22 protein-coding genes are annotated in these 26,470 nt (G+C 71.8%); 11 read left to right on the forward strand and 11 right to left on the reverse strand.

Annotated features, from left to right (window positions below):
• Window positions 1–72: 72 nt before the first annotated feature.
• The 4 genes from ABR737_RS20025 to ABR737_RS20040 all read left to right on the forward strand — a co-directional run bounded on the left by ABR737_RS20025 (window position 73) and on the right by ABR737_RS20040 (window position 3,857).
• Window positions 73–1,224: a lipid-transfer protein gene (locus tag ABR737_RS20025; protein ID WP_350251535.1), complete on the forward strand. Its 1,152-nt coding sequence runs from the start codon at window positions 73–75 to the stop codon at window positions 1,222–1,224.
• A 153-nt stretch (window positions 1,225–1,377) separates the two neighbouring features.
• Entirely contained in the window at window positions 1,378–1,860 is a 483-nt protein-coding gene (locus ABR737_RS20030; protein WP_350256857.1) for a Zn-ribbon domain-containing OB-fold protein, read from the forward strand.
• The gene (locus tag ABR737_RS20035; RefSeq protein ID WP_350251536.1) at window positions 1,857–2,663 is read left to right on the forward strand and encodes an enoyl-CoA hydratase/isomerase family protein; all 807 of its coding nucleotides are present in this window, start codon (window positions 1,857–1,859) and stop codon (window positions 2,661–2,663) included. Before ABR737_RS20030 ends, ABR737_RS20035 begins: the two co-directional genes overlap by 4 nt.
• Window positions 2,664–2,873: 210 nt before the next feature.
• Window positions 2,874–3,857, forward strand: coding sequence for a hypothetical protein (locus ABR737_RS20040; RefSeq protein ID WP_350251537.1), 984 nt, complete (start codon window positions 2,874–2,876; stop codon window positions 3,855–3,857).
• Window positions 3,858–3,993: 136 nt separating this feature from the next.
• On the opposite strand, the gene afsK is transcribed toward ABR737_RS20040, so the two are convergent.
• Window positions 3,994–6,666, reverse strand: coding sequence for a protein serine/threonine kinase AfsK (afsK, locus tag ABR737_RS20045; RefSeq protein WP_350251538.1), 2,673 nt, complete (start codon window positions 6,664–6,666; stop codon window positions 3,994–3,996).
• A 984-nt stretch (window positions 6,667–7,650) separates the two neighbouring features.
• Here afsK and ABR737_RS20050 point away from each other — a divergent pair.
• Entirely contained in the window at window positions 7,651–8,298 is a 648-nt protein-coding gene (locus ABR737_RS20050) for a TetR family transcriptional regulator (protein ID WP_350251539.1), read from the forward strand.
• 273 nt (window positions 8,299–8,571) lie between these two features.
• On the opposite strand, the gene ABR737_RS20055 is transcribed toward ABR737_RS20050, so the two are convergent.
• The 4 genes from ABR737_RS20055 to ABR737_RS20070 all read right to left on the reverse strand — a co-directional run bounded on the left by ABR737_RS20055 (window position 8,572) and on the right by ABR737_RS20070 (window position 13,336).
• Window positions 8,572–9,039, reverse strand: a complete 468-nt coding sequence (locus tag ABR737_RS20055; RefSeq protein WP_350251540.1) for a nitroreductase family deazaflavin-dependent oxidoreductase — start codon at window positions 9,037–9,039, stop codon at window positions 8,572–8,574.
• Complete coding sequence (locus ABR737_RS20060; RefSeq protein ID WP_350251541.1) at window positions 9,039–10,685, reverse strand: acyl-CoA dehydrogenase family protein; 1,647 nt, start codon at window positions 10,683–10,685, stop codon at window positions 9,039–9,041. Before ABR737_RS20060 ends, ABR737_RS20055 begins: the two co-directional genes overlap by 1 nt.
• A gap of 353 nt (window positions 10,686–11,038) precedes the next feature.
• Window positions 11,039–11,542 carry an allene oxide cyclase barrel-like domain-containing protein gene (locus ABR737_RS20065; RefSeq protein WP_350251542.1) on the reverse strand — a complete coding sequence of 168 codons (504 nt, stop codon included), beginning with the start codon at window positions 11,540–11,542 and terminating at the stop codon, window positions 11,039–11,041.
• Window positions 11,543–11,743: 201 nt separating this feature from the next.
• A complete protein-coding gene (locus ABR737_RS20070) occupies window positions 11,744–13,336 on the reverse strand; it encodes an IPT/TIG domain-containing protein (protein WP_350251543.1) in 1,593 nt (530 codons plus the stop codon).
• Window positions 13,337–13,760: 424 nt separating this feature from the next.
• On the opposite strand from ABR737_RS20070, the gene ABR737_RS20075 reads away from it, so the two are divergent.
• Complete coding sequence (locus ABR737_RS20075) at window positions 13,761–14,945, forward strand: thiolase C-terminal domain-containing protein (RefSeq protein WP_350251544.1); 1,185 nt, start codon at window positions 13,761–13,763, stop codon at window positions 14,943–14,945.
• A gap of 58 nt (window positions 14,946–15,003) precedes the next feature.
• Here the strand turns inward: ABR737_RS20075 and ABR737_RS20080 are convergent, their stop codons facing one another.
• Window positions 15,004–15,786: a VOC family protein gene (locus ABR737_RS20080; protein WP_350251545.1), complete on the reverse strand. Its 783-nt coding sequence runs from the start codon at window positions 15,784–15,786 to the stop codon at window positions 15,004–15,006.
• 232 nt (window positions 15,787–16,018) lie between these two features.
• Here ABR737_RS20080 and ABR737_RS20085 point away from each other — a divergent pair, with 232 nt between their 5' ends.
• Both ABR737_RS20085 and ABR737_RS20090 read left to right on the forward strand, forming a co-directional pair.
• Window positions 16,019–17,509 carry an FAD-dependent monooxygenase gene (locus tag ABR737_RS20085; protein ID WP_350251546.1) on the forward strand — a complete coding sequence of 497 codons (1,491 nt, stop codon included), beginning with the start codon at window positions 16,019–16,021 and terminating at the stop codon, window positions 17,507–17,509.
• A 1-nt stretch (window position 17,510) separates the two neighbouring features.
• Window positions 17,511–18,326 (forward strand): pyridoxine/pyridoxamine 5'-phosphate oxidase, encoded by an 816-nt coding sequence (locus tag ABR737_RS20090; protein ID WP_350251547.1) that lies wholly within the window; start codon window positions 17,511–17,513, stop codon window positions 18,324–18,326.
• Window positions 18,327–18,353: 27 nt separating this feature from the next.
• Here the strand turns inward: ABR737_RS20090 and ABR737_RS20095 are convergent, their stop codons facing one another.
• The 3 genes from ABR737_RS20095 to ABR737_RS20105 all read right to left on the reverse strand — a co-directional run bounded on the left by ABR737_RS20095 (window position 18,354) and on the right by ABR737_RS20105 (window position 20,358).
• On the reverse strand, window positions 18,354–18,842 hold the full coding sequence (locus ABR737_RS20095; RefSeq protein WP_350251548.1) for a GNAT family N-acetyltransferase: 489 nt from the start codon (window positions 18,840–18,842) through the stop codon (window positions 18,354–18,356).
• Between the two features lie 244 nt (window positions 18,843–19,086).
• Window positions 19,087–19,674 (reverse strand): Zn-ribbon domain-containing OB-fold protein, encoded by a 588-nt coding sequence (locus tag ABR737_RS20100; protein WP_350251549.1) that lies wholly within the window; start codon window positions 19,672–19,674, stop codon window positions 19,087–19,089.
• Window positions 19,675–19,818: 144 nt separating this feature from the next.
• Complete coding sequence (locus ABR737_RS20105; RefSeq protein WP_350251550.1) at window positions 19,819–20,358, reverse strand: GNAT family N-acetyltransferase; 540 nt, start codon at window positions 20,356–20,358, stop codon at window positions 19,819–19,821.
• Between the two features lie 300 nt (window positions 20,359–20,658).
• Here ABR737_RS20105 and ABR737_RS20110 point away from each other — a divergent pair, with 300 nt between their 5' ends.
• The gene (locus ABR737_RS20110) at window positions 20,659–22,914 is read left to right on the forward strand and encodes an acetate--CoA ligase family protein (RefSeq protein WP_350251551.1); all 2,256 of its coding nucleotides are present in this window, start codon (window positions 20,659–20,661) and stop codon (window positions 22,912–22,914) included.
• Window positions 22,915–23,083: 169 nt separating this feature from the next.
• Complete coding sequence (locus ABR737_RS20115) at window positions 23,084–23,938, forward strand: enoyl-CoA hydratase/isomerase family protein (RefSeq protein WP_350251552.1); 855 nt, start codon at window positions 23,084–23,086, stop codon at window positions 23,936–23,938.
• A gap of 208 nt (window positions 23,939–24,146) precedes the next feature.
• Here ABR737_RS20115 and ABR737_RS20120 read toward each other — a convergent pair whose 3' ends face one another.
• Together ABR737_RS20120 and ABR737_RS20125 are read right to left on the reverse strand one after the other, a co-directional pair.
• Entirely contained in the window at window positions 24,147–24,797 is a 651-nt protein-coding gene (locus tag ABR737_RS20120; RefSeq protein ID WP_350251553.1) for a hypothetical protein, read from the reverse strand.
• A 5-nt stretch (window positions 24,798–24,802) separates the two neighbouring features.
• Complete coding sequence (locus ABR737_RS20125) at window positions 24,803–25,396, reverse strand: RNA polymerase sigma factor (protein WP_350251554.1); 594 nt, start codon at window positions 25,394–25,396, stop codon at window positions 24,803–24,805.
• A 322-nt stretch (window positions 25,397–25,718) separates the two neighbouring features.
• On the opposite strand from ABR737_RS20125, the gene ABR737_RS20130 reads away from it, so the two are divergent.
• Window positions 25,719–26,333: a flavin reductase family protein gene (locus tag ABR737_RS20130; protein WP_350256858.1), complete on the forward strand. Its 615-nt coding sequence runs from the start codon at window positions 25,719–25,721 to the stop codon at window positions 26,331–26,333.
• The last annotated feature ends 137 nt before the right edge of the window (window positions 26,334–26,470 follow it).

Raw genomic sequence — 26,470 nt, forward strand, 5'->3', positions numbered from 1 at the left:
TAGCTGACTGCCCGTCAGATTAGCGGTAGCCTCCTCCGCTGTCAGCACTGACGACCGACCGTGGAGGTGGCGATGGGGGCGACCCTCAAGGACGCTACGGCGATAGCCGGCATCGGGCAGACACCGTTCGCCAGACAACTCGCCGCCTCCGAGAAGACCTTGGCCTGCCGGGCGATCGTCGCGGCGCTGGACGACGCCGGTATCGCCCCCTCGGAGGTGGATGCCTTCGCCTCCTACACCATGGAGGAGACCGACGAGGTCGAGATAGCCAAGGCCATCGGCGCCGGGGACGTCACCCACTTCTCCAAGGTCGGCTACGGCGGCGGCGGTTCCTGTGCGACGGTGGCCCATCTGGCCGCCGCCATCGCCACCGGCCAGGCGAGCGTCGGCGTCGCCTGGCGGTCCCGCAAGCGCGGTTCGGGACCGCGCCCCTGGAAGAACACCCAGGTCCAGCTGCCCACCCCGGGACAGTGGACCCGCCCCTTCGGACTGCTGCGCCCCGCCGACGAGATCGGCATGCTGGCCCGCCGCTATATGCACGAATACGGCGCCACCCGCGACCACCTCTTCAACGTCGCGCTCGCCTGCCGCAACCGCGCCAACCAGAACCCGGCCGCGATGATGTACGAGCGCCCGCTGACCCGTGAGATGTATATGACCGCCCGCTGGATCAGCGAGCCGCTCTGTCTCTTCGACAACTGCCTGGAGACCGATGGCGCGCTGGCCTGTGTCGTGGTCTCCGCCGAGCGGGCCCGCGACTGCCGGCAGCGACCGGTCTATGTCCACTCCGCCGCCCAGGGCCTGCCCGCCCAGCATCACGGCATGGTCAACTACTGGAACGACGATCCGCTCACCGGCCCCGCCTGGACCGCCGCCCGGCAACTGTGGAAGGGCGCCGACCTCGGACCGCAGGACGTCGACGTGGCACAGATCTATGACGCCTTCACCCCCCTGATCCCCCTCTCCCTGGAGGGGTACGGCTTCTGCGGGCGCGGCGAGGGAGCGGCCTTCACCGAGGGCGGCGCGCTGGAGACCGGCGGCCGGCTCCCCCTCAACACCGGTGGCGGCGGCCTCTCCGAGGCGTACGTCCACGGTTTCAACCTCATCACCGAAGGCGTCAAGCAACTGCGCGGCACCAGCACCGCGCAGGTACCCGGCGCCGCCACCTGCCTGGTCACCGCGGGCGAGGGCGTCCCCACCTCGGCCCTGCTGCTGAGGAGTTGATACGTCATGAGCGCCCGTGAAGCCGTCGAGTCCGCTGTGCCCGTCCCCTCCGCCGAGCCGGGCCAACCGGCCGGGTCCGCCGCGTCGGTCCCGTCGACCGAGACCGCCAAGTCCGCCAAGTCCACCAAGTCCGCTGAAGCCGTTCGCGATGTCATGTCACCCAGCGTGACACCCGCCACTGACAACCGGCCCGACAGCGGCCCTGGCCTGCTGCTTCCCGTCGCCGATGACGACGGGGCGCCCTTCTGGGAGTACGCCGCCAGGGGCGAACTGCGCATCCAGACCTGCTCCGGCTGCGACGAACTGCGCTTCCCGCCCCGGCCCTGCTGTCCGCACTGCCAGTCGTTCGCCGCGCACTGGCAGCGGATGAGCGGCCGCGGCCGTATCTGGTCCTATGTACTGCCGCATCCGCCGCTGCTGCCCGCGTACGCCGCCCTGCCGGGCTACAACGCGATCGTCGTGGAGCTGGCCGACGCCCCCCGTATCCGCCTCGTCGGCAATCTCGTCGCCGAGGCCGACGCTCCCCTCAACTCCGTCGACCCGGCACGGCTGCGCATCGGCGCCCCGGTGAAGGCCGCCTTCCACACCATGCCCGGGGGCGTGACCGTACCCCGCTGGCTCCTGGAGCGCCCATGACGATCCGTACGGAGACCAAGGACGGGGTCGCCCTGGTCACCCTCGACCGGCCCGGGCGGCACAACGCCATCGACCTCGACACCGCCGCCGAACTCGCCGCCACCTGGCGGGCGTTCCGCTTCGACGACGCCGTACGGGCCGCGGTGGTCACCGGCGCCGGCGGCCGGGCCTTCTGCACCGGCCTCGACCGCTCCGCCGACGTCCCCCAGCCGCCCTCGCCCTACTCCATCGACGATCCACTGCTCCACATCGGCCCGAAGGCCAACGACCTGTGGAAGCCGGTCATCGCCGCCGTCGACGGAATGGCCTGCGGCGGCGCCTTCTACCTCCTGGGCGAGGCCGATTTCCTCATCGCCTCGGAGAACGCCACCTTCTTCGACCCGCACACCACCTACGGGATGGTCAGCGCGTACGAGTCCATCCTCATGGCGCAGCGGATGCCCCTGGGGGAAATCGCCCGGATGGCTCTGATGGGGACCGCGGAGCGGCTGGGCGCGGCCCGCGCGTACGCGATCGGCCTGGTCTCCGAGCTGACCGCACCCGGTGCCGCGGCCGAGGTGGCGCTGCGCCGCGCGGCCGTGCTCGCCGCCCAGCCGACCGAGCCTGTCCAGGGCACCGTGCGCGCCCTGTGGGCGGCCAAGGAGGCGGCCCGGGCACAGGCCCTGGCGCACGCCCCCCAGCTGATCGCGCTGGGCAATCTGCCCCCGGACCGCCAGGCCGGCCTGTTCGCCGCCCGCACGCGCGACGGCGGCCAGGAGGGCGGGCGGGACGGCAGGCGGGGCGGCGGACCACTGGTCAGATGACCCTTACGCCGGCGGATACCCCGGCGATACGTCGGCGGGCGTACTTCGCTCACACATCCTTCTCGCGGGCGTGCTTCTCTCGCACGCTTCTCTCACGCGCGCCTCTCTCGGGCGTACTTCTCTCAGACGTACTTCTCTCGCGAGCTCAGAGGGTCGGGCGTAGCGTCGGTCACGGAGGATGACCGGACGACTCGAAGCGAGGCGACGCCCGTGGTGCGCAACGTTTTGGGGTCGCTGATCGCCCTCGCCGGAGCGGCGGCCGCCGTATGGAGCCCCTTCCGTCCCTGGTACGACGGCCGTCACGGCAGCGACGTACGGATCGAAGACCTCTTCAACGGCATCACCCGCAACGGCGCCGCGCTCTTCGGCTCCGTCCTCCTGCCCATGGCGTTCGCCGCCCTGCTGACCCTGATCGGAGTTGCCCTGCGCTCCCGGGCGCTGATCACCGTCGCGGGCCTGGTGGTACTCGGTTTCACGATCTTGTGGATGGTCCGCCAGGGGCAGGCCACCAGCGAGCTGACGGCCGGGGCCCGTGGCCTCGGAGCGGGCGTGGCCAGCGCACTGGGCGGCGGCGCACTGCTGCTGCTCGGCGCCCTCGTCATGCGCGGCCGCGGCCGACGGGTCCGTGGCCGCGGCTATGACGAGCGGCAGTACGACGACGGGCGCTACGGGCCCTCCGCCCACGACGACCCCTACGGCCGGCGCGCACCGTACGACCCGTACACGCCCTACCCCCCGGGGACACCCGAGCCATGGGACGCGGGCCGCCCGGGGGCGGAGGAGTGGAACCCCGAGCCCTACCCGACGGGTCCCGGCCCCGGCGGTCACCCGGCAGGCCCCACGGCCGCCGGCGGACCTGACCACGGCGCCCACGGCCCGTACGAGGACACCCCCACCGCTCCCCTGCCGGTCACGCCGCCACCGCCGCCCGCACAGCACCAGCAGCCACCCCCGCCGCAGCAAGAGCAGCCGCCCCAACAACAGCAACAGCCTCAACAGCCACGCCCGCAGGCGCCACCCCCGCCGCCGACCATGCCGGCCCATCAGCAGCCCCCCACACCTCCCGTGGAGTGGGGCAAGGAGCAACGGCAACCACCGCGCCCCTCCCAGTCCGGAGAACCCGGACAGCCCAGGACGCCCGGGCAGCCCGGACAACCCGAGAGGCCTGAACAGCCCCCTGAGGACCGGGAGTAGTGCCGGACACGGCGAACTCACGACCACCACGTCACGACCGCCATGCCACGCCACGACCACCGCGCCACGTCACGCCCGCCGTGCCACGTCACGTCGCATCACAACCGCCGCACCAGCCCACAGCCGCCACGCCGCATCACGCCCGCCGCGCCAGCCCCGTCCCCTTCGCCGCGTCCAACGCGTACACACAGCGGTCCTTGCTGCAGGCGTACACCACGCCGCCGACCGCCACCGGCGAGCCGGTGATCTCGCCGCCGGTCGCCAGCTTCCAGCGCAGCTGACCGCCCATCGCGTCGAGCGTGTAGAGGCAGTGGTCGGCCGAGCCGAAGTGCACCCGGCCCTCCGCGACGACCGGTGCGCCGATGACCTCGGCGCCGGCCTGGAACCGCCAGCGCGGGGTGCCGGTCACCGCATCCAGTGTGTAGAGCGCCTTACCGCTGCCCAGGTGGACCGCGCCATGGGCGACCAGCACCGGTTCGGTGGACTGCCGCGCCTCGGTGGCGATCCGCCAGCGGTCGCGGCCGTCCGCCGGGTCCAGCGCGTAGACCGTGCCGAGGTAGTCCGCCAGATAGACCCCGCCGCCGGTGACTGCCGGGCCGGGGGCGAAGGCGGGCGGGCTCAGGAACACCGCGGGCGCCTCGAAGTGCCAGCGCACCTCGCCGCGGGCGATGTCGATCGCCAGCACCCGGGTGCCGGCCACGACATAGACCGCACCGTCCGACGCGGGCAGCAGCCGTACCGGCACTCCTCCGCAGGACGCGGCGTCGCCCACCGGGTACGACCAGCGCTCGGCGCCGGTCCGCGCCTCCAGCGCCTTGAGCCGTGCGTCGGCCCAGACGAAGACCGTGCCGTCGTGCACCACGGGTGCGGCCTCGGCGGTCTCGAAGTCGGTCTGGACGCCGCCGATCTCCCACAGCCGTTCGCCGGTGGCCGCCTCCCAGGCCTGGACTCCGCCACCCCGGGTGCTGGTGACCACGGTCCCGCGGTCGACCTGGAGGGCGTAGACCCAGCCCTCGGTGTGCAGCCGCCAGCGCTCGGCGCCGTCGTCGGCGCTCAGCGCGTACAGGCTCGGGCCGTCCGAGGCGTGGATCCGGCCGTCCGCGACCGCCATCGCCCAGGCGACGTCACGGGTCTTGAACTTGCGGCGCCCGCTGGCCACATCGAGCGCATGCACCTCGAAGGACGTGACGTACAGCAGGTCGTCGGCGACGGCGGGAGTGCCCCACACATCGTTCGACATCCGGAACCGCCAGGGGCGCCAGCGGCCGGGGTCGGCGGGCGGCGCCTCGGGCGGCGGAGGTGGCGCGGCCTCTCCGCGGGCCGGGCTCTCCCCGGTCACGGCACCGCCGGCCGGGCCCTGCGCCGGCACACCGGTCACGGGTCCGGTACCGGGCGGCCGTACCCAGTTCGTCGCGGCACCGGCCTGCCCACGCGGCTGCGGGCCCGGGGCGTCGGCGCGCGGCCCCGGCCCTATCGGAGCGGCCGAGCCACCCAGGTGTACGGGGCCGGCGGCACCGTCCCCGGAGACGGCCGGCGGCGCGGCGGACAGTGCGGCGGCGGGGGACGGTGCGGCAGCCGCTGCCTGCGAAGCGGCGGGCGGGGCCGCGGAGACCGGGTCCACCCGGGCCGTCGAGACATCCGGGCCGAGCGCCGCGGGCTGCGGCATCGGGCCGGGGTTGCCACCGCGCGGGTCGGTGCCCCGGTGCGCGCCGGGGCCCGCGCCGACACGGCCGGGCCAGCCGGACTCCGCACCGGCCGGTGCGCTCTCCGGCCGCGGTGGCGCCTGGACGGGCTGCGCCGCGGACACCGGAGGCGCCGCGGGCGGATGCGGCGGCGCGGCGGGCGCCGCACGGCCGGTGCCACGCCCGGACGCGGCTCGCTGGCCGCCGTTCGCCACGGTGGTGCGACCGCCGCGGCGGCCTTCGATGAGCGCCACCGCTCCGGGCGGCAGCCACGCCGAGGCGGTACCGCTGTCGTCGCTTCCGGAGCCGAAGAGATGCGGCGCGAGCTGGGACTGCAGATCGGCGGGGGACGGCCGCTGGCCGGCCTCCATCTGCATACAGGACTCCATCAGCGGACGCAGTTCGTCCGGCAGCCCGGCCAGGTCGGGGCCCTCACGCAGCAGCATGAAGACGGTCTCGACGGGGTTGGCGCCATGGAACGGCGCATGGCCGGTGGCGGCAAAGACCAGTGTCGAGCCGAGGGAGAAGATGTCGCTCGCGCCCGTCACGCTGCGCGAGTCACGGGCCTGCTCGGGCGACATATAAGCGGGTGTGCCCACGGCGACGTTGGTCATCGTCAGCCGGGTGTTGGACACCCCGGAGGCGATCCCGAAGTCGATCACCCGGGGGCCGTCCTCGACGACCAGCACATTCGACGGTTTCAGGTCACGGTGCACCAGGCCCGCGCCGTGGATGGACTGCAGCGCCTCGGCGATCCCGGCCGCCAGCCACCGCACCGCCTGGGCCGGGAGCGGCCCGCACTCATTGACTATTTCCTCGAGGGAGGGCGCGGGGACATAGGCCGTCGCGAGCCAGGGCACCGCCGCGCGCGGATCGGCGTCCACCACCGCGGCCGTGTAGAAACCGCTGACCGCGCGGGCCGCCTCGACCTCGCGTGTGAAGCGGATCCGGAACAGCTGGTCCTCGGCGAGCTCGGTACGCACCGTCTTGATCGCCACGCGCCGGCCGGACGCCGAGCGCGCCAGATAGACCAGTCCCATGCCGCCGGCCCCGAGACGGCCGAGCACCTCGAACGGGCCGATCCGCCGGGGATCGTGCTGCGTCAGCTGCTTCAGCTGCTCCACCACTTGCCTGCCACCTCCCCGTGGGGCGTAAAAGAGACTCTCAAAAGCTCACGGGCCGCCGAGAGCCACTGCCCCGTGCAGCGTCTCCCCGCCTGCGGCGAGGAGCGTCGAAACGGCCGTACGCGTGCTGATTGTTCCTGGCCGGGCCGACGGTTGCGAACCCGGGGCCTGTCCGCCGTGTCACGGCATACCCTCCGCGGCCCGCACCCGACCCGTTACCCGACGTAACCCAACCACGTCTGACGTGCTGCGATACGTCCCCTGACGAGTGGTTACCGGGCGGGTTACCGGCAAGTTACCGATCTGCCACGCGCGGCACCGCCCGAAATACGGACGTTCACCACTCCGTTTGACGGGACTACCGCGGAAGCGGTTCGCCCTCTTGAGCATCCGGTGGCCGCGGTGGCCGAAACCATGCCGTTCCGCTGACTGCGCACACCCATCCCCCACCGGTCCCGCCATCCCCACCGGATACGCGACACCCACCGGTCACGCCAACCCCGCCAGCCATGCCATCCCCCGTCATCGCTCCCGCCCCAGCGGATCAATTCTGCGCGTTCGAAGGTCATTTCGGCGTCATGACACCTGGCGTGGCGCCCTATCAGGCATCCGGGCAGGCCGGAGAGCCGACCGCCACGGGGGCCAGATGTCCAAGCTAGCGCCGTTTCGTACGATTCACCCGCCGAGAATTCGCACGCACGAGCTATTTCGTCGGAGGCTGCGGACGGGGAAGCGGCAGGGTCAATGTTCAACTGACGGCCACCGCAAGACACTTGCGGCACGGACGGGGACCACTTATCCACCAGAGTTGTCCACAGCCTGTTGATAACACTCTTCACCGGTTCGGACCAAGCGGGGCGGCGCGAGGCGCGGCCACGGGCGGGCCCGCCACCAGCACACTCACGGCGGCTACGCACCCCGAACTCCCCCATCCCCATTTGCAGGCAGCCAAATCGCGCTCCGATCACCCCTCGGTAAGCTGACGGCATGACAGGACAAGTTCGAACCGTCGACGGCAGAGTTGCCGGCCGCCGCGGACAGGCGACGCGGCAAAAGCTTCTGGACTGCCTCAGTGAAATGCTCAGTTCGTCCCCCTATCGGGACGTCAAGGTCATCGATGTAGCCCGAAAAGCGGGGACTTCACCCGCAACGTTCTACCAGTACTTCCCGGACGTCGAGGGCGCCGTCCTCGAAATCGCCGAGGAGATGGCCAAAGAAGGCGCCACTCTGACCGATCTTGTCGCCGGACGCTCCTGGGTGGGCAAGTCCGCATGGCAGACGGCAGAGGATCTGGTCGAGGGCTTCCTCTCCTTCTGGCGGAAGCACGACGCCATTTTGCGCGTGATCGACCTGGGCGCGGCCGAGGGCGACAAGCGGTTCTACAAGATCCGCATGAAGATCCTCAATGCCGTCACCAACTCCCTTACGGATTCGATCAAGGAACTGCAGAGCAAAAGCAAGGTCGACAAGGACGTGAGTGCGCCCGCGATGGCCGGCTCACTCGTCGCGATGCTGGCGGCGGTTGCCGGGCACCAGAAGGGTTTCCAGAGCTGGGGCGTGAAGCAGGCCGAGCTCAAACCGAATCTGGCGCTGCTGGTACACCTCGGCGTCACCGGCAAGAAGCCGACCAAATAGCGAAATAGCGAAGCCACCGGGAAAGCATCCGAGGAAGCGGAAGCGGCCGGAGAAGCCGCTGTCGAGGCTGCCGCGCCTCGAAGTCCCGGGGCGTCCAGGGTGGTTCGCCGCCGTCGGTCCTGTATCCGTCCTGCCATAGCTGTACCGCACACGCAGCGGGCGTCGCGCGGCCCCTCAGGGGTTCGCCGCGACGCCCGCTGTGCGCATGGGGAACCGAAGGGGCAAGAGGGGCGGGAGTGAAGCCCCGCCAAGCCCCACTGCGCACCGGCCGGGTCACCGCCGCTCCAGCCGGAACAGCCGGATCTCCCGCGCCACCCGCGCCTGGTACGCGGCGTACGGCGGCCAGAACGCCAGCGCCGCCTGCCAGGCCTGCGCCCGTTCCTCACCGGTGAGCAGCCGGGCCCGCACCGGAATGTCCCGGCCGCGCCAACTCACCTGGGCCTCCGGGTTCTTCAGCAGGTTGCCGGTCCAGGCCGGATGCCCGGGCCGCCCGAAATTGCTGCCGATCAGCAGCCAGCCGCTCTCCTCCGGCAGGCACGCCAGCGGAGTACGCCGCGGCAGCCCGCTCCTCGCCCCGGTCGCGGTCAACACCACACCGGGCAGCATCCGGGCGCTGAGCAGCACCTTTCCGCGGGTCAACCGGTGCACGGCACGGTCCAGAGCGGGGATGACGTGCGGCGCGATCCGGGCGAACGTGCGGGTCGCGGAGACCTTCTGAAGCAAACGCTCACCCCGCGGCATCAGGCCTCCACCGCCTCGGGCTCTGCCTCTGCCTCTGGCTCCGGCGTACGGGCTCCCGCCGGCGCCTCGCCGGTGGCCCGGCGCACGGGCGTCCCACCGCTTCCACCTGCCCCACGGCTACGGCTGCTGAGCTGCTGTCCGCTTCCCCCGGCCCCACGGCTCCCGCTGAGCCCTCTGCCACCGCCGGCCTCCCCCACTCCGCCCGTGAACAGCCCGGCCTCCTCGGCGGCCCGCGCCCGGAGCCGGTGGACGGGCCCCAGCAGCAGTTCATCGCCGGCCGCACGCTTGAAGTACAGATGCGCCTCGTGCTCCCAGGTGAAGCCGATACCGCCGTGCAGTTGCACCGCCTCGGCCGCCACCGTACGCAGCGCCTCCAGCGCCTGCGCCAACGCCAGCGCCCCCACACCGGCCTCTGCGGCAGCGGGCCGGGCCACAACCGGCCGGGCCACACCGGACTCGGCTGCGCCGGACTCTGCAGCACCGGGCTCGGCTTCACCGGAGACGGCTGCGCCTGGGCCGACCACTCCGTACGCTCCCGGGGCGCCCCGCCCCCCGGGCCGGCCGCCGCCCGCCGCCCAGGCCGCGTAGTACGCCGCCGAGCGTGCCGCCTGCAGCGTCACATACAGATCGGCGAGCCGGTGCTGCACCGCTTGGAAGGAGCCGATGGGGCGGCCGAACTGCTCGCGCTCCCGGACGTAGGCGACGGTACGGGCCAGCGCCGCATCGGCCGCCCCCACCGCCTCGGCGGCCAGCGCCGCGGCCGCCGTCACCCCGGTCGCGGCGAGCGCGGCGGCCACCGCCGTCCCTCCCCCGTACGGGTAACCCTCCCCGTCCACGTCCCCCAGCAACTCGGCCGGAACCTCGCGCAGTTCGAGGCGTGCCAGCGGGCGGGTCTCGTCCAGCGCGGTCTGCCGGATCCGCAGCAGCCCGGTCGCACCGGGCACACCTGCCCCCTCGGCCGGCCCCTCCGCTGCCCCCTCGACTACCCCCTTGGCGTGCGCCTGCCGGCCGTCCGGCCGGACCGCCGGGCCGAGTGCCGCCGCCCGCACCAGAAAGAGCAGGGTACGGCTGCGCGCGAACCCACCGGCGTGTGCGGCCACCACCAGCACCTCCGCGGTGTGGCCGTTCAGCACCTGCCCGGCCTCCCCGTACAGCCGCCACGATCCGTCCTGCATCCACGCCTGAATCCCGCCGGCCCGGCCGCCACCCGCCCAGTCGCCGTCATTCGGCCCGGTCAGCCCCAGTGCGGTGGACAGCTGCCCGCCCGGTACGGCGAGCGTTCCGGTCAGCTCCCCGGTGGCGAGGCCTGGCAGCAGTTCGCTGCGCTGGCGTTCGCTGCCCAGCGCGAGGATCAGCGGCGCGGCCAGCGCGGCGGTGGCGATCAATGGCGAGGGAAGGACGGCGCGACCGGTCTCCTCGCAGGCCAGAGCGAGTTCGGTGGGCCCGCAGTCCACCCCGCCGTAGGCGGCGGGCAGCGCCAGGCCGGGCAGGCCGAGCTCGGCAGCGAGCCGGTGCCACAGCTGTGCGTCGTACCCGGGCGGGGTGCGTACCGCCGCCTTGACCTGGTCCGGACCACAGTGCTTGAGCAGCAGTTCGCGCAGGGTGCGGCGGATTTCGTGCTGCTCCTCGGTGAACGCGGCATCCATCGCGGGCTCCTCCCGGCCGTGCGGCACCCCCGTCGGTCCGACGGGCTGGCTCACTCACTCCCGCTATCGATCTGACGGGCCGTCATAGTAGGGACGAGGGGTGCACTTTCCTAGGCCAGGCCCGCAAGTCGTCGGGCCGACGGGGCACGCGCTCCGCACGGCCCGCGATGACGAGAGCCGAAGACGGCGGCCGACGGCGAGGCCCGACGAGGGCGCCCCGGCGACGAACGCCCGTTGACGGCGCCCGACGGCAACGCCCCATGACGGCGCTCGCCCTCGCCGTGCGGCCGGGGCCGCAGGCGAGGGCGAGGACGAGGTGAGCACGGGGACGAGGTGAGGCGTTCCCCCTCCCGTCAGAGGAGGAGATGGACCGTGAAGTGCGTTTCCGTGTCGGAGACATTGACGGCGTGGAGGTAGCCGCGAGCGGTGCGGTAGCGGCCCGTGCCCCCGGTGATCGCCAGGTCGATGTTGCCGGGACCGGCGGTGGTGACGTTGAACCGGCCTTGCACGGTGAGCTGCCCCTGGGGGAGGGACAGATCGGCCGCGCACTGCAGGTCGAACTGATCAACCGGGTCGAACCGGGTCAGCCTGCAGATCTCGCTGTAGGTGCCGACCGTGCTGTTCCCGCGGAGGAGATTGCCACTGACGACGAATTCGTCCCCCAGACTCGGCCCGCCCGACCCGTCCACGTCGACGAAGCCGCCCTGAGTCTGCTTCGCGACGAGTTGGAAGACTTCCTCTCTCGGGGGATTGGGCCCGGGTCCGCTGCCGGTGGCCGCCGATGCCGAGGGTGCACAGAAAAGGAGGGCGGCAAATCCGGTGACCGCGCTCAGGGCGAATTGCTTGAAGTGACGCACAGTTTTCTCCTCTGGGACTGGAAGGGAAATGCATTGGCTATGGCCATGAAACGCGGTAATGGAGCCGTAATTACCGGACCGAGATCAATCGCAGGGATGCCATGACGCCGCGCATCCCGGCCACTGGCTCCCGGCCCCTGACCCCTGACCCCTGACCCCTGACCCCTGCCCCCTGCCCCCTGCCCCCTGCCCCGAGAGGGATCAGATATCGGGGCCGGAGACGTAGGTGAACGATCCGGAAGGCGTGCCTCCAGGGCCGGCGACCGTGACGTCAAAGGTGCCGGTGGTGCCGCTGGGCGGGGACGTGGCGGTCACCGTGGTGTCGGAGACGATCTCGAAGGGCGCCAGGACGCCGTGGAAGGTGACCTGGTCGGTGGAGGACAGGCCGGTGCCGGTGAGGGTCACCACGGTGCCGCCGGAGGTCGGTCCCGTGTCGGGGCTGACGCCGGTGACGGTGGACGGGCTGACGTAGGTGTAGGTCGGGCCGCCGGCGCTGCCGCCGGCGGTGAACACGGTGACGGCGACACCGCCCGGCCCCGGAGCGCCGGCGGCTCGGACGGTGAGCTGGGTGTCGGACACGGTTTGGACGACGGCCCGGGTGGGGCCGAAGTACACATCGATCGCCCCGGCGAGGTTGCGGCCGGTGAGGACGATCTCCTGGTCGCTGCCGGCGACAGGGCCCGCGGCGGGGCTGATGCCGGTGAGGGCGGGCAACGGCACGTAGTAGAAGGATCCGAGGGTTCCGGTGCCGCCCGGGGTGGTGACCGTCACGGGGACGGCGCCGTTTCCGGCGGGAGTGGTGACGGTCAGCGAGGTCGCCGTATTGGCGGTGATGGCGGCCTGGGCGGAACCGAAGCGCACGGCGCCGGCATTGGCCAGGTGGTGACCGGTGACAGTCACCACCGTTCCGCCTGCCGTGCGCCCCTGGTCCGGAATCACCGTCGTCGCCATGACACCGACGGTGCCGGCGCCGGAGTTGGTCACGTAGGCGTGTGTTCCGTCGGGGAAGACCGCGATACCGGTGGGGCCGTCCCCCACGCCGATGTTCTCGACGACGGCGCGGGTGGCGGTGTCGATCACGCTCACCGTGTCCGGGGAGGAATTCGCCACGTACACATGGGCGCCGTCCGGGCTCACCGCCACGAAGCGCGGCTGGGCGCTGACGCCGATGGTGGCGGTGACGGCGCCGGCTGCGGTGTCGATCACGCTCACCGTGGAGTTGGCGACGTTCGTGACGTAGACATGGGCTCCGTCCGGGGTGACCGCCAGCAGGATGGGGACGCCGCCGACGGGGATCGTGGCCGCGACGGTGTCCGTGGCGGTATCGATCACGCTGACGGCACCGGAGGAGAGGCACGCCACATAGGCGCGGGTCCCGTCCGGGGTGATGGCCACACCGGTCGGCCCGGCCCCGACGGTGACGGTGCCGGTAACGGTGTCGGTGGCCGTGTCGATCACACTCACCGTGTTGCCGGCCTGCTGCGTCACGTAGAGGCGGGTGCCGTCCGGGGTGACCGCAGCCATCGTCGGCCCCGCCGCAACGGGGATGTTCGCGACGATGGCGTTCGAGGCCGTGTCGATCACACTGACGAGGCCGTCGCCGGAGACGGTCACATAGCCGCGGGCGCCGGTCGGACTGATCGCCACATAGGAGGGGCCGGCGCCTGTCGGGATGGTGCTGCTGACCGTATCGGTGGCGGTGTCGATCACGCTCACCGTATTCGAGCCCTGGTTGGCCACATAGGCGCGGGCGCCGCCGGGGGCAAGGGTAATTCCCCCGGGTGTGACACCCACGGGAATCACAGCCCCCGCCAAGAAAGCGGCACTTAATCCGGAGTTGCGCGCCTGGCCGGGCGCCGGAATTTCTGAAGCATAGGCGAACATGACACTCCCTGAGACAGACGGGACGACCTTGTCCCGCACACGGAAATGCCTGCTTCACCGCATGGGCAACAGCGAGCAGTAAACCGGCCGTAGTCGCACCGGAGAAATACACACAGCGATGGAGAATACCCTCCCGGGGAAAGTATTTGAAGCCCGCGTCCATACCTCCGATTCTCGGATAATCATTCCACTTCCGATTCCGCTTGCCCCGCTTCCACTTCCGGTGCCGCTCCCCTGTCGCCACAGGGTCGTGCGGACCCGGCGGACAGCGACCGGCCGCCCTGCGCACCCGCACCCTCGAACCTGACACTGAATCTGATGTACCGTCAGATTCATGACTCCAGGGCCCCGTTACGGGAATCGCAAGGTCGCCGTCGCCGGAGTGGCCCTGTCCGACTGCGGGCGCGTGGACGAGGCCACCCCGTACGCCCTGCACGCCCAGGCCGCCCGCCGGGCACTCGCCGACAGCGGCCTGGACCGTTCGGTGATCGACGGCTTCGCCTCGGCCGGCCTGGGCACCCTCGCCCCCGTCGAAGTCGCCGAATACCTGGGACTGCGCCCCACCTGGGTCGACTCGACCTCGGTCGGCGGATCCACCTGGGAAGTGCTGGCCGCGCATGCCGCCGACGCGATCGCCGCCGGCCACGCGAACGCCGTACTCCTCGTCTACGGCTCCACCGCCCGCGCCGACATCAAGGCCGGGCGCCGCACCTCGAACCTCTCCTTCGGGGCGCGCGGCCCGCTCCAGTTCGAGGTCCCCTACGGGCACTCCCTGATCGCCAAATACGCCATGGCGGCACGCCGCCATATGCACCAATACGGCACCACCCTGGAGCAGTTGGCCCAGGTAGCCGTCCAGGCACGCGCCAATGCGGCGGCCAACCCGGACGCCATGTACCGCGATCCGATCACCGTCGACGAAGTCCTCTCCGGCCCGGTGATCGCCGACCCGTTCACCAAGCTGCACTGCTGCATCCGCTCCGACGGCGGCTGCGCGGTTCTGCTCGTCGCCGAGGACTACGTCCAGGACCTCGCCAAGCCTCCCGTCTGGGTTCTCGGTTCCGGCACCTCGGTCTCCCACACCACCATGTCGGAGTGGGACGACTTCACCGTCTCACCCGCGGCGGTCTCCGGCCGGCTGGCCTTCGAACGCGCCGGCGTCCGCCCCTCCGAGATCGACCTCGCCGAGATCTACGACGCCTTCACCTATATGACCCTGGTGACGCTGGAAGACCTGGGGTTCTGCGCCAAGGGCGAGGGCGGCGCCTTCGTCGAGAAGGGGCGGCTGCTGCGGGACGGGGAGTTGCCGGTCAATACCGACGGGGGCGGGCTGGCCGCCTGCCATCCCGGTATGCGCGGCCTGTTCCTGCTGGTCGAGGCGGTACGCCAGCTGCGTGGCGAGGCCGGCCCGGACCGCCAGGTGCGCAAGCCCGGCGGCGCGTTGCCCCAGCTCGCGGTCGCCTCGGGTACGGGCGGCTGGTTCTGCTCGTCGGGGACGGTGGTGCTGGGGCGGGGTTAGGGCCTGCCTTCAAAGTCCCGTCGTTCGCCCGCAGGGCGGGCCTCGTGGTGGACGGCGGCTACCCGGCGGCCGACGGACGGGTGATGACGCTGAAGGCCGTCCCGAAGGGATCGACGATCGGGGCCATGCGCCCGTAGGGGGCGTCCTCCGGGGTACCGGTGCCGCCGCCCGCGGCGAGGGCCCGGGCGACCAGCTCGTCGGTGTCCGCGACCTCGAACACCGTCTGCCAACGGGACGCGGTGGCCGCCGGATCGCCGAAGATGCCACCGATCTCATGGCCGTCGGGGCGGCGCAGGAAGGTGAAGTCGACATCGGGGAGGTCGTCGTTCCCGTCGAGAGTGAAGTCGAAGACGGCGGCGTAGAAGCGGCGGGCGGGGCCGGGGTCCGGACACGCGAGGTCGTTGCGGACCAGCGTGCACGGCTCGTTGACCAGCTCGCAGCCCGGCAGCGCACGCCCCTGCCAGAGGCTGAAGCGGGCGCCGGTGGGGTCCGCCACGACAGCCGTACGGCCCAGGTCCGCCACGTCCGCGGGCGGTGCGAGCACACGTCCCCCACTGACGGCGATCTGCTCGGCCGTCCCGTCACAGTCGTCCGTGGCGACGTGGACGTGCCACCAGGACTCGCCCTCGACGTCGGCGGCGGAGACGGAGACGGGCCGCAGCGCCGCCACCCGCCGGCCGCGCAGCAGGCACAGGGTGTAGGGGCCACTCGCCGCTGACCGCTCCTCGCACTCCCAGCCGAAGAGCGCGCCGTAGAACGCCTTCGCTCGGTCGAGGTCGGGGACCCCGAGGTCGATCCAGGCCGGCGTTCCGAGCGGCTGATTGGTGCTGACCTCGCTCAACTTCTGCTCCTTCGCGGTGACACTGCCCGGGCCGACGCTAGTGAGGGTCGAGGACAGGGTGTGTCCTCCTTGCCCCGTTCGTCGCGGGCAAGGATATGAACAACTGTCATAGACAAGCGTCTAAGACGCTCGTATAGTCGGAGCCATCGGTCGGCGCGTGCAACGACGACCGAGCCCGCGCGTACCCGGCGCAGTCCGCTCAGGAGCACCACACCCCGAAGGGAATCCCGCCATGAGTTCCGCCGTGCATCCCGCCATGGGTCCCTCCATGGGTCCCTCCATGGAACCCGCGCTGTCCGGCACCGACCGGTCCCCCCGCACGACACCCCGGACCGTGCTGATCTCCGGTGCGAGCATCGCCGGACCGGCGCTCGCTTACTGGCTGCACCGCTACGGCTTCGCGGTGACCGTCGTCGAGCGCGCCCCCGCACTGCGAACCGGCGGCTACAAGGTCGACATCCGGGGCGCCGCGATCGAGGCCGCCGAGCGGATGGGCATCCTGGAGGACATCCAGCGCGCCAGTACGGACATGCGGACCGGCGCGTATGTGAACGACGACGGCAAGCGGATCGCCACCCTCCCCGCCGATATCTTCGGCGCCCGGGCCGGCCGTGACGACGAGATCATGCGCGGCGATCTGGCGCGCATCCTCTACGAACGCACCCGGTCGGACGTCGAGTACCTTTTCGGCGACTCGATCACCTCGATCACGCCGGTCTCACCGGTCTCACCGGTCACGCCGGTCACGCCGGTCACGCCGGTCACGCCGGTCACGCCCACCGATGATCTCGACGACCGCGAAGGCGTCGGCGACCGCGAAGGCACCGACAGACTCGAAGGCGTCGAGGTCACCTTCGAGCGTGCCGCCCCCCGTCGCTTCGACTTCGCGGTCGGCGCGGACGGGCTGCACTCCACCGTCCGGCGGCTGGTCTTCGGCCGGGAAGAGCAGTTCCTACGGCACCTCGGGGCGTATATCTCCGCCTTCTCCCTGCCGAACGAACTGGGCCTGGAGCGCGAGGAGTTGTACCACGCCCAGCCCGGCAGCCTGATCTGCGCCTACAGCTCCACCGGGGACCCGGCCGCCAAGGCCTGGCTCAGCTTCCGCTCGCCGGAGCTGCCCTACGACCACCGGGACCAGGAGCAGCAACTGGCCTTGCTGGAGGCCGCGTTCGCGGACGTAGGCGTCCTCCCGACCGGAGGCTGGCGTGAGGTCCCACGGCTGCTCGCGGCGGCCCGCGAGGCGAGCGACTTCTACTTCGACGGGATGCAGCTGATCGAGATGGACCGCTGGTCGCGCGGCCGGGTGGTGCTGCTCGGCGATGCCGCGTACTGCTCTTCGCCCGCATCGGGCCAGGGCACGGGAATGGCGCTGGTCGGGGCGTACGTCCTGGCCGGAGAGCTGGCGGCAGCCGGCGGTGACCTGGAGGAGGCCTTCGCGCGCTACGAGGAGGAGATGCGCGGCTATGTCGCGGTCAACCACGCGCAAGCGGCGAAGTTCGCCCGGGAAATGACGGCGGACACCCGGCGGCAGATCCGCTTCCGGCATCTGATGCTACGGATCCTGCCCTGCATGCCGTGGAAGAGCCTGATCGCGAAGAAGATCGCCGAAGACGTGCAGCGTGGAGCCAACGCGATCACGCTCAAGGATTATCCGGCCGCACCGGTATCGGACGGGGCCGCCGCTCCGCTCCGGCCGCCGTACGCCCCCGCGTACGCTGCCTGACATGACTGATCAGCCCGGGCACCAGGACACGCCGGACGCCGTTCCCGCCGGCGCCACCGCTCACCACTCCGACGCCGCGGACGCCGCGGACGCCACGGACGGCGCGGACGGGGCGGACGGCGCGGAAGCCACGGATGCCACGCACACCGGGGGCGCCGCGGAAGCCCGCGCGTTCCGGGAGCTGCTGCGCGGGCTGCGGGTCTGGGACGTCGAACTGCCGGCGTTCGACATGGCCACAGCGCCGGACGACCCCCTGCCACTGTTCCGGCAGTGGCTGCGGGAGGCCGCCGAGGCCGGCGTCCCCGAGCCCCACACCATGACGCTCGCCACGGCGGACGCGGACGGCGACCCCTCCGTGCGAACCCTGATGCTGCACGACGCCGACGAGCGCGGCTGGCACTTCGCCTCGCATCGCGGCAGCCGCAAGGGCCGCGATTTGGCCGTACGGCCGCGGGCGGCGCTCGGTTTCTACTGGGCGGCGGTCGGCCGTCAGGTGCGGGTCCGGGGGTCGGTGACCGTGGCGGGCCCCGAGGAGAGCGCGGCCGATCTGCACCATCGCTCCACCGGCGCGCTGGCCGCGGCGCTGGTCGGGCGGCAGAGCGAGGTGCTCGGCTCGACGGCGGAGCTGGCGCGCGCCTCGGAGGCCGCATGGGAGCGCGCCCGTCGCGAGCCGGAGGCACCGGTGCCGAGCTGGACGCTGTACGTACTGCGGGCCGAGGAGGTCGAGTTCTTCCAGGGCGACGCACAGCGCCGCCATGTACGTCTCAACTACCGCTACGAGGGCGACGGCTGGCTGAAGGAACTCCTCTGGCCGTGAGTCACGGAGCGAGCCGGAGGCTCGCCCTCACAGCTGCCGGTACATGATGTGCAGCCCCACATAGCCCTTGGTGGGGTGCAGGAAGCCCTCGGGGAGGGTCGTCATGATCCGGAAGCCCAGGGACTCCCAGAGGGCGACGGCACCGGTATTGGTCTCCACGACAGCGTTGAACTGCATCGCGCGATAGCCCTCGGCGCGGGCCCAGTCCAGTACGTGCTCCCCCAGGGCCCGGCCGACGCCGCGTCCACCGCACTGCGGATCGACCATGAAGCTCGCACCGGCGATATGTGCGGCGCCGCCCATGTGATTGGGGTTCATCTTGGCCGTACCGAGCACCGTGCCGGACTCGTCGACGGCGACGACCGTGCGGCCGGGTGCCGTCAGCATCCACATCTCGCGGGCCGTGGCCTCATCGAGATCCCGGGGGTAGGTATAGGTCTCCCCTGCCGCCACGATGGCGTGGAGGAAGGGCCAGATGGCGGGCCAGTCGGCCGCGGTCGCCTCACGTATCAACACGGCCACAGCATCCCGCGGACGCGGCGGACCCGCCACCGCAATTCGCCGCGGCCCTGAACGGCAGCACGGGGCACGTGAGCCCAGGGGCGGCGCCGGGCTCAGGGGCGACGCCGGGGCTCAAGGGCGACGCCGGGGCTCAGGGACGACGGCCCGGGAACCCAGGAGCCGGGCCTCAGGGGCCGGGACTCAGGGACGAGAACCCAGGGCGAGAGCCCAGGGGCGGGACCTCAGGGACGCACCGGCGTCACACGGGCCGGAACACAGGAATGGCAACCCTCCCGCCTGCCCCACCACCAACACCATCACCAACGCCCTCACCCTGGCCCTCGCCCGCGCCCGCGCCCGCGCCCTCGCCCGCGCCCTGGCCCGCGGCCGCGTCCTGCCCCTCCCCCTCTCCCTCGTGACGGAAGTGCACGGCGAGCGGCATCCCGATCCGCAGTTCCGGCTCCGGGCAGTCGGTGATCTCGGTCATCATCCGGGGGCCTTCGACGAGATCGACCACGGCCGCCACGTACGGGACCCGCTCAACGAAGGGCGGGAGATCGTTACGGTGCACCACGGACCAGGTATAGAGAGTGGCGCGTCCGCTGGCCGGCACCCAGCCGACATCCTCACTCCAGCAGTGCGGGCAGAACTCACGCGGGTAGTGATGCACCGCACCGCACCCCTCTGCCCGGCAGCGACGCAGCAGCAGTCGCCCCTCGGCCGCCGCGTCCCAGTACGGCCTGGTGAAGGCATCCACCTCCGGCAGATCGAAACGCGCCGCACTCCTCGCCCCACGCGACACCGCCCCCTGCGCCCCTCCCGCCCCAGCCCCAGCAGTCCCAGCCATCACGCGGACACCTCCACCGATTCGGCCTTCACGATACCTGACGATGCGTCAGTTCAACCGACACGGAACCCCTCACGCAAGGGCCCCTGCGCAATCCACCGCTCCCGCCGCACGACCACGCCACCTCCCCACCCTCACCCACCCTCACCCACCGAGGCGGAGCCCCCGACGATCGACGGAATACATCGCCTGGGCCGCGTCGAACTCCTCGAAACTGCCGAGGTGACACATACCGATGGCCTCAAGGAGGCGGCGGGAGCGGTCGTTGGCCTCTTGTGTGACCGCAATGACCGACGGACTGTCCGAGGGGACGTTCGCGAGGGCCCAGTCAACGACGGCGGCCACGGCTTCACGGGCGTATCCCTGCCCCCAGTGTTCGGGCAGGAGCCCGTAGGACACCTCCCGCCGCTCGTCGAACCTGGACGCCGGATCGATCACCACGGAGCCGACGACGGTCGCGCCCTCCCGTGTGGTCACCGTGAACAGGTTGGGACGGTGCGCGAAATTCTGCTGGTAGAGGCAAAGCGTCTCTTCGGCCACCGGCCCGCCGAGAAAGCGTCGAACCTCGGGATCCGTCCAGAGCCGGGTGAACTCCTTCACGTCGGTGGGTTCAGCGGGACGCAGCAGGAGTCGCGCCGTGCCGATGGTGGTGGGCCAGGGGTTCGTGGCAGACAGGGAAGACATGACCTGAGCATCACGGCGCAGGACACAAAACGTGGCAGTCTCACGAATATGGCGCAAAAGCATTCGTAGAGCAGAGGGCGTTAGACCGGGCCAGAACCACGGACAGCTCAACTCGGAGCACGAGGAGGCAGGAATGGTTCGCCATCACCGTGCGCACAACATGAGCCCCGCACCCGCACCCGCACCCGCACCCGCAAGCTTTACCGTGCACGCCCATTCCTGACGTGGCGTCAGTTCAGTAATCTGACTGTGCGTCAGTTGATGAGAACGAGAGGCCTCACACAGGAGCGGGCGTCTGCGATGCTTGGATCGACTCACGGCACCCTCACCACTCACTCCCGGCCGGCCCGCGTCATGGCCTGTGGGGAGCAACCACGACACACCGTCCACGGCATCAGTGAACCGCACCCCGGCGACGGCGGACAGGGCGCCGGGGTGGTCGACCGCGATGTCAGCGGGCGTCCGCTGCACGCCCCGGCGCTCGACCTGGACCGGTTCTTCCGGCCCGAGTCCGTGGCCGTGATCGGCGCCTCGGACAGCGAGGGCCGCCCCAACGCGGGGATCACCCGCCAGCTGATCACCTGGGCGGAGCGCGTCGGCGCCCGGCTCCACCTCGTCAATCCGGGACGCGACCAGGTCTTCGGGCGGCCTTGCCACTCAGCCGTCGCCGAGCTGCCGGAGACCGTCGACCTCGCCGTACTCCTCGTCGGCGACCCCCTTCCGGTCATCGAGCAACTCGGCGAGGCCAAGGTGAAGTTCGCCGTGGCCTTCGCCTCCGGATTCGCCGAGACCGGCGAGCGCGGGGCGGCCGCCCAGGCCCGGCTGGCCGAGGTCGTCGAGCGGTCCGGTCTGCGGCTGCTCGGGCCGAACACCAACCTCAACGCCTTCGAGCGGTTCCGTGAGGACCTGGACGGCCCGGCCATCGCCCTGATCACGCAGTCAGGCCACCAGGGCCGCCCCGTCTTCAGCCTTCAGGAACTGGGCATCCGTCTCTCGCACTGGGCCCCCACCGGCAACGAGGCCGATCTGGAGACCGCGGACTTCCTCTCCTACTTCGCGACCCGCCCCGAGGTGGGCGCCATCGCCGCGTATGTGGAAGGCCTCAAGGACGGCCGCAGCTTCCTGCTGGCCGCCGACCGCGCCGCCCGCCATCACGTCCCCGTCGTCGCCGTCAAGGTCGGACGCACCGAGACCGGCGCCCGGACGGCCCTCTCGCACACCGGCAAGCTCACCGGCGCCGACAGCGTCGTGGACGCGGCGATGCGGCAGTTCGGCGTCATCCGGGTGGACGGGCTCGACGAGCTGCAGGACACCGCGGCCCTGCTGGCCCGTGCGAAGAAGCCCACCGCGGAGGGCATCGCCGTCTATTCGATCTCCGGGGGCACCGGCGCGCACTTCTCCGACCTGGCGACGGCGGCGGGGTTGCGGCTGCCCGCCCTCGGTGACGCCAAGCAGGCCGAACTGCACCAGTGGATACCGGACTACCTGAGCGTCGCCAATCCGATCGACAACGGCGGGCACCCGGTCGGCGACTGGCGCGGCCGCAAGATCATCGACGCGATCCTGACCGACCCGTCCATCGGCGTACTGATCTGCCCGATCACCGGCCCCTTCCCGCCCATGAGCGACAAGCTCGCCCAGGATCTGGTGGATGCGGCGGAGCAGACGGACAAGCTGGTGTGTGTGGTGTGGGGCTCGCCGGTGGGCACCGAGGACGCCTATCGCCGCACCCTCCTCGGCTCCTCGCGGGTGGCGACCTTCCGCACCTTCGCCAACTGCATCACCGCCGTCCGCGCCTATCTGGACCACCACCGCTTCGCGGCCGGCTACCGCTCCCCCTTCGACGACGCCCCCCGCATACCGTCCCCGTCCGCGCGCAAGGCCCAGGCCCTGATGCGTCCGGGCGAACCGCTCAGCGAGCACGCGGCCAAGCAGCTGCTGCGGGCCTACGGCATCCGGGTCCCGCGCGAGCAGCTGGTGACCAGCGCGGCGGCGGCCGTACGGTCGGCGAGCCTGGTCGGCTATCCCGTCGTCATGAAGGCTTCCGGGCCGCAACTGGCGCACAAGACCGAACTCGGCCTGGTCAAGGTCGGACTGACCTCGGCCAGCCAGGTCAGGGACGTGTACCGCGAGCTCACCGACATCGCCCGTTACGAGGACGTAGCGCTGGACGGTGTACTGGTCTGCCAGATGATCGAGCGAGGCGTCGAGACGGTCGTCGGCATCACCCACGACAGCCTCTTCGGGCCGACGGTCACGGTCGGCCTCGGCGGGGTGCTCGTGGAGGTCCTGCAGGACGTTGCGGTGGGTATCCCGCCCTTCGGTGAGGACCAGGCGCGCGCGATGCTCGGCGAGCTCCGCGGCCGCGCCCTCCTGGACGGCGTACGCGGCGCACCGCCCGCGGATATCGATGCGCTGGTCGAGGTCGTGCTCAGGGTGCAGCGGATGGCGCTCGAACTCGACGGTCAGCTGGCGGAGTTGGACATCAATCCGCTGGTCGTCCTGCCACGCGGGGAGGGCGCCGTGGCCCTCGACGCGCTGGCCATCTGCCCTTGACCTCGCACGCAACCCCAACCGCAGTCGCAGTCGCACCCGTAACCGCGGGCGCAGGCTCGGATACGAGCGCAGCCTTAATGGCCCCTGCCGCCGCTGCCCCCGCAAGCGCCCCCGCCACGCCGCAGCCCGCCGTCCACACCATGACCGCACCCTTGGGAGCCGTTCCCCCATGACGCCCTCACCGTCCCCCGCTTCCGTTCCCCCCGCCGACGGCCCCGCAGGCCGCGTCGACCCCGTCGATTCATTGATACTGCACGCCACTGACAACGGCGTCTCGTGGATCACCCTCAACCGGCCGGAGGCGATGAACGCCGTCACCCGCGACCAGCGCGAACGCCTCATCGGGCTGCTTGCCGAAGCCTCCGCCGACCCGGACGTACGGGCCGTGGTCCTCACCGCGACCGGCCGGGGGTTCTGCGCGGGCGCCGACCTCCGCGGATCGCCGTCGTCGGGCGAACGGGTCGCCGGCGATGTCGCCCGGATGATCCGCGACGGCGCCCAGCGGCTCATCACGGCGGTGCTGGACTGCGAGAAGCCGGTCATCGCCGCCGTCAACGGCACCGCGGCCGGGCTCGGCGCCCATCTCGCGCTCGCCTGCGATCTGGTGCTGGCTGCCGAATCGGCGTCGTTCATCGAGGTGTTCGTACGCCGCGGCCTGGTCCCGGACGGCGGCGGCGCCTACCTCCTGCCCCGGCTGATCGGCCCGCAGCGCGCCAAGGAGCTGATGTTCTTCGGCGACGCCGTACCGGCCGCCGAGGCGGCCCGGCTGGGACTGGTCAACCGCGTGATCCCGGACAGCGAACTGGCGAAGACGGCCAAGGAGTGGGCCGAGCGGCTGGCGGCGGGCCCGACCCGGGCGCTGGCCCTGACCAAACAGCTGGTCAATGCCTCGCTCGACGCCGACCGGGCCACGGCCCTCGCCGCCGAGGCCACGGCCCAGGAGATCAATATGACGACGGCGGACGCACAGGAGGGGGTCACCTCCTTCGTACAGCGACGCACCCCGTCCTATCGGGGGCGGTGACGTCCTACAGGGGGCGGTGCCCCGGGCCGGACGCACCAGGACCCAAGCCCCCGAGCCCGACCCGCCGGCACCGAATCCCCGAGCCCGACCGCCGGGCCCGAACCCGAGCCGGACCCGCCAAGAGACCGGGCCCGACGCGCCAGGGCGGAATTCCCGAGCCCCCGCGCCAGGCCCCAAGCCCCGAGCCCGACGCGCCGGAAACACCCCCCTACCGCTGCCCCGCCTCACACTCCCGCACCTCACGGGTGTTCCGTGTCCGCACCCCCGGCAGCCACCCCCGCACCCCCTGCCCGCTGGTGACCAGATACCAGCGGGTGGAGGTGACGCCCGCTTCGTCGCGGACCATCCGGCCGTCGGTGACCACGCAGTGCGCGGCCAGGTCATCGCCGTGCCAGACCCGGCCGGCGGAGTTGCCGCGCGCGGCGTACTCGGCGCGCGGGTCCCTGGCCAGCCGCAAGGCGCACTCCAGGGAGCGGCCCGTACGGCAGGCCTGTTCGCTGTTGTAGACCGTGACCTTCACCGCCGGGGTCGGGCCGGCCGGCCGGAGCGTGACGGGCCCGGGACGCACCAGCCACCACACCCCCAGCGCCACCACGGCCACCGCCGCCGCCACCACGAGCGCGACCGCGTACGGCCGCCTCCGGGGCAGTGCGACCACGACGGGCGCCGGGGCGCCGGGGTCCCTGATGCGGTCCCACAGGCCGGGCGGTGTCTCGATCTGTTCGTCCGCGAGCCGGAGCCGTGCACGCAGCAGCGCCTCGGCGTCGTCCCCGGCGCCGCCGCCCCGGCCGCCGCCGAAGTCCCGGCCGCCGCCCGCCGATCCCGCACCGCCGTCGTACCGTGGTCCGACTCCCACCACGCCGCTCACCTCCCCGCCTGCCCGTGCTCCGAGGCAACGAGGTAGGCGCGCAGCCTGTCCAGCGCACGGGCGCGATGGCGGGCGGCGGTACCACGGTGCACCTTCATGATCTTCGCGGCCTGGTCGATGGTGTAGCCGTCGAGGTCGACGAGGATGACGATGCCGGCCTGCCGGTGCGACAGCTTCCCCAGCAGCCGCACCGCTTCGATCTCGGCCTGCCGCCGCTCCACCCCGCCGTCCCAGCCGCCGGGCACCCCGCCGGCCCCCGCACCCACACCACCGCCCACCCCGCCCGCACCGGATTCCTCGACCCCGTCCATCCCGTCGACCAGCACCTGGCGCCGGTCCTTGCGGTAGGCGTCCCGGGCGACGTTGAGTACGGCGGTGAAGGCGTAGGCGTACGGCTCCGGATGGGCGAGGAAGCGCTGTGGACGGGCGGCGAGTTTGAGATACGCCTCATGCACCACATCCTCCGCGGACTGTCTCGATCCGGCCAGCATCACCGCCCGTCGGTACAACCGGGGCAAGAGCCCGCAGAAGACCTCGTCGAAGGTGGGTGACGCGGCAGACGAAGCTGACGACTGTGTCGCATCGGCCATGTACCGGAACTCTCCCCCGTGTTCGGCTACGGACGCGGCCGAGGTGGACGCTACCCGTGCGAGCGACACGCAATCAGGATCCTGCTCCTCAATCTCCCGCGAATCCCCCGAGATCGCCCCCGAGCGCCCGGCAAACCACACGTGTGGGTGGCCGGCGCCCCCGTGACCGGTGTCCCGTGCGGCCGGCGCCCCGCGACCGACCCCGGACCGACGCCCCCGCAGCCCCGACACCCCGCGCCCGGCGTCCGACGCCCCGCGCCCCGCACACCTTCCCATCTGACGCCCCATCAGATTCAATGGAGACATGATGGGACACGCTGCAATGGCGGCCACGGCCGTGCGGTACCTGCGTTCCGTCGGCGCGCCCACCACGGCCGCCGCACCCGCCACCGCACCCGCCGGGCCACGCCCGCGCCCCGCCCTGCGGGCCGTACGCGACGACGAGCGTGCTCCGTTGGACCCGGCCGCATTCCGCTTCGTCCTGGGCCACTTCGCCAGCGGCGTCACGGTCGTCACCTCTCCCGGGGAGCCGGAACCGGCCGGTTTCGCCTGCCAGTCCTTCGCCTCGCTCTCCCTCGACCCGCCGCTGGTGGTGTTCATGGTGGCGCGTACGTCGACCACCTGGCCGCGGATCGCCCGTGCCGGGGTGTTCTGCGTCAACATCCTCGGCGCCGGACAGGGCGAGCTCTGCCGCGGGTTCGCGGTCAGCGGCGGCGACAAGTTCGCCGGGGTCCGCTACGGCGCCGCCCCCGCGACCGGCTCGCCCCGGCTGGCGGACGTTCCCGCCTGGATCGACTGCACGATCCAGGCCGTGCACACCGGCGGCGACCATCTGATCGTGGTCGGCCGGGTCGACGCCCTCGGCACGGATCCGGCCGCCGCCGAGGACGGCCCGCTCCTCTTCCACCGGGGCACCTTCGGGCAGCTCCGCGGGTGAGCGCGGGCGGCCCGATGGCGCACTGAAGCACCGGTGCGCGGCGGGTACGCGGGGTCCCCTGCTCCTCAACGGCTTGTGGAGATGCGACCGGCGGCGGCCCGTGCCCGAATGGTGCAGCCGGGGCGGACCACCGTCTG

Source organism: Streptomyces sp. Edi2, from assembly GCF_040253635.1.
In the GTDB taxonomy this organism is placed as follows: Bacteria; Actinomycetota; Actinomycetes; order Streptomycetales; family Streptomycetaceae; genus Streptomyces.

Coding starts and splice junctions, on each gene's coding strand:
- ABR737_RS20035 (WP_350251536.1), top strand. CDS start 1,857: ATGACGATCCGTACGGAGACCAAGGACGGGGTCGCCCTGGTCACCCTC.
- ABR737_RS20025 (WP_350251535.1), top strand. CDS start 73: ATGGGGGCGACCCTCAAGGACGCTACGGCGATAGCCGGCATCGGGCAG.
- ABR737_RS20055 (WP_350251540.1), bottom strand. CDS start 9,039: ATGCCGCGGGGTGAGCGTTTGCTTCAGAAGGTCTCCGCGACCCGCACG.
- ABR737_RS20130 (WP_350256858.1), top strand. CDS start 25,719: ATGGCGGCCACGGCCGTGCGGTACCTGCGTTCCGTCGGCGCGCCCACC.
- ABR737_RS20085 (WP_350251546.1), top strand. CDS start 16,019: ATGAGTTCCGCCGTGCATCCCGCCATGGGTCCCTCCATGGGTCCCTCC.
- ABR737_RS20090 (WP_350251547.1), top strand. CDS start 17,511: ATGACTGATCAGCCCGGGCACCAGGACACGCCGGACGCCGTTCCCGCC.
- ABR737_RS20105 (WP_350251550.1), bottom strand. CDS start 20,358: ATGTCTTCCCTGTCTGCCACGAACCCCTGGCCCACCACCATCGGCACG.
- ABR737_RS20110 (WP_350251551.1), top strand. CDS start 20,659: ATGCTTGGATCGACTCACGGCACCCTCACCACTCACTCCCGGCCGGCC.
- ABR737_RS20125 (WP_350251554.1), bottom strand. CDS start 25,396: ATGGCCGATGCGACACAGTCGTCAGCTTCGTCTGCCGCGTCACCCACC.
- ABR737_RS20115 (WP_350251552.1), top strand. CDS start 23,084: ATGACGCCCTCACCGTCCCCCGCTTCCGTTCCCCCCGCCGACGGCCCC.
- ABR737_RS20100 (WP_350251549.1), bottom strand. CDS start 19,674: ATGGCTGGGACTGCTGGGGCTGGGGCGGGAGGGGCGCAGGGGGCGGTG.
- ABR737_RS20060 (WP_350251541.1), bottom strand. CDS start 10,685: ATGGATGCCGCGTTCACCGAGGAGCAGCACGAAATCCGCCGCACCCTG.
- ABR737_RS20050 (WP_350251539.1), top strand. CDS start 7,651: ATGACAGGACAAGTTCGAACCGTCGACGGCAGAGTTGCCGGCCGCCGC.
- ABR737_RS20030 (WP_350256857.1), top strand. CDS start 1,378: ATGTCACCCAGCGTGACACCCGCCACTGACAACCGGCCCGACAGCGGC.
- ABR737_RS20075 (WP_350251544.1), top strand. CDS start 13,761: ATGACTCCAGGGCCCCGTTACGGGAATCGCAAGGTCGCCGTCGCCGGA.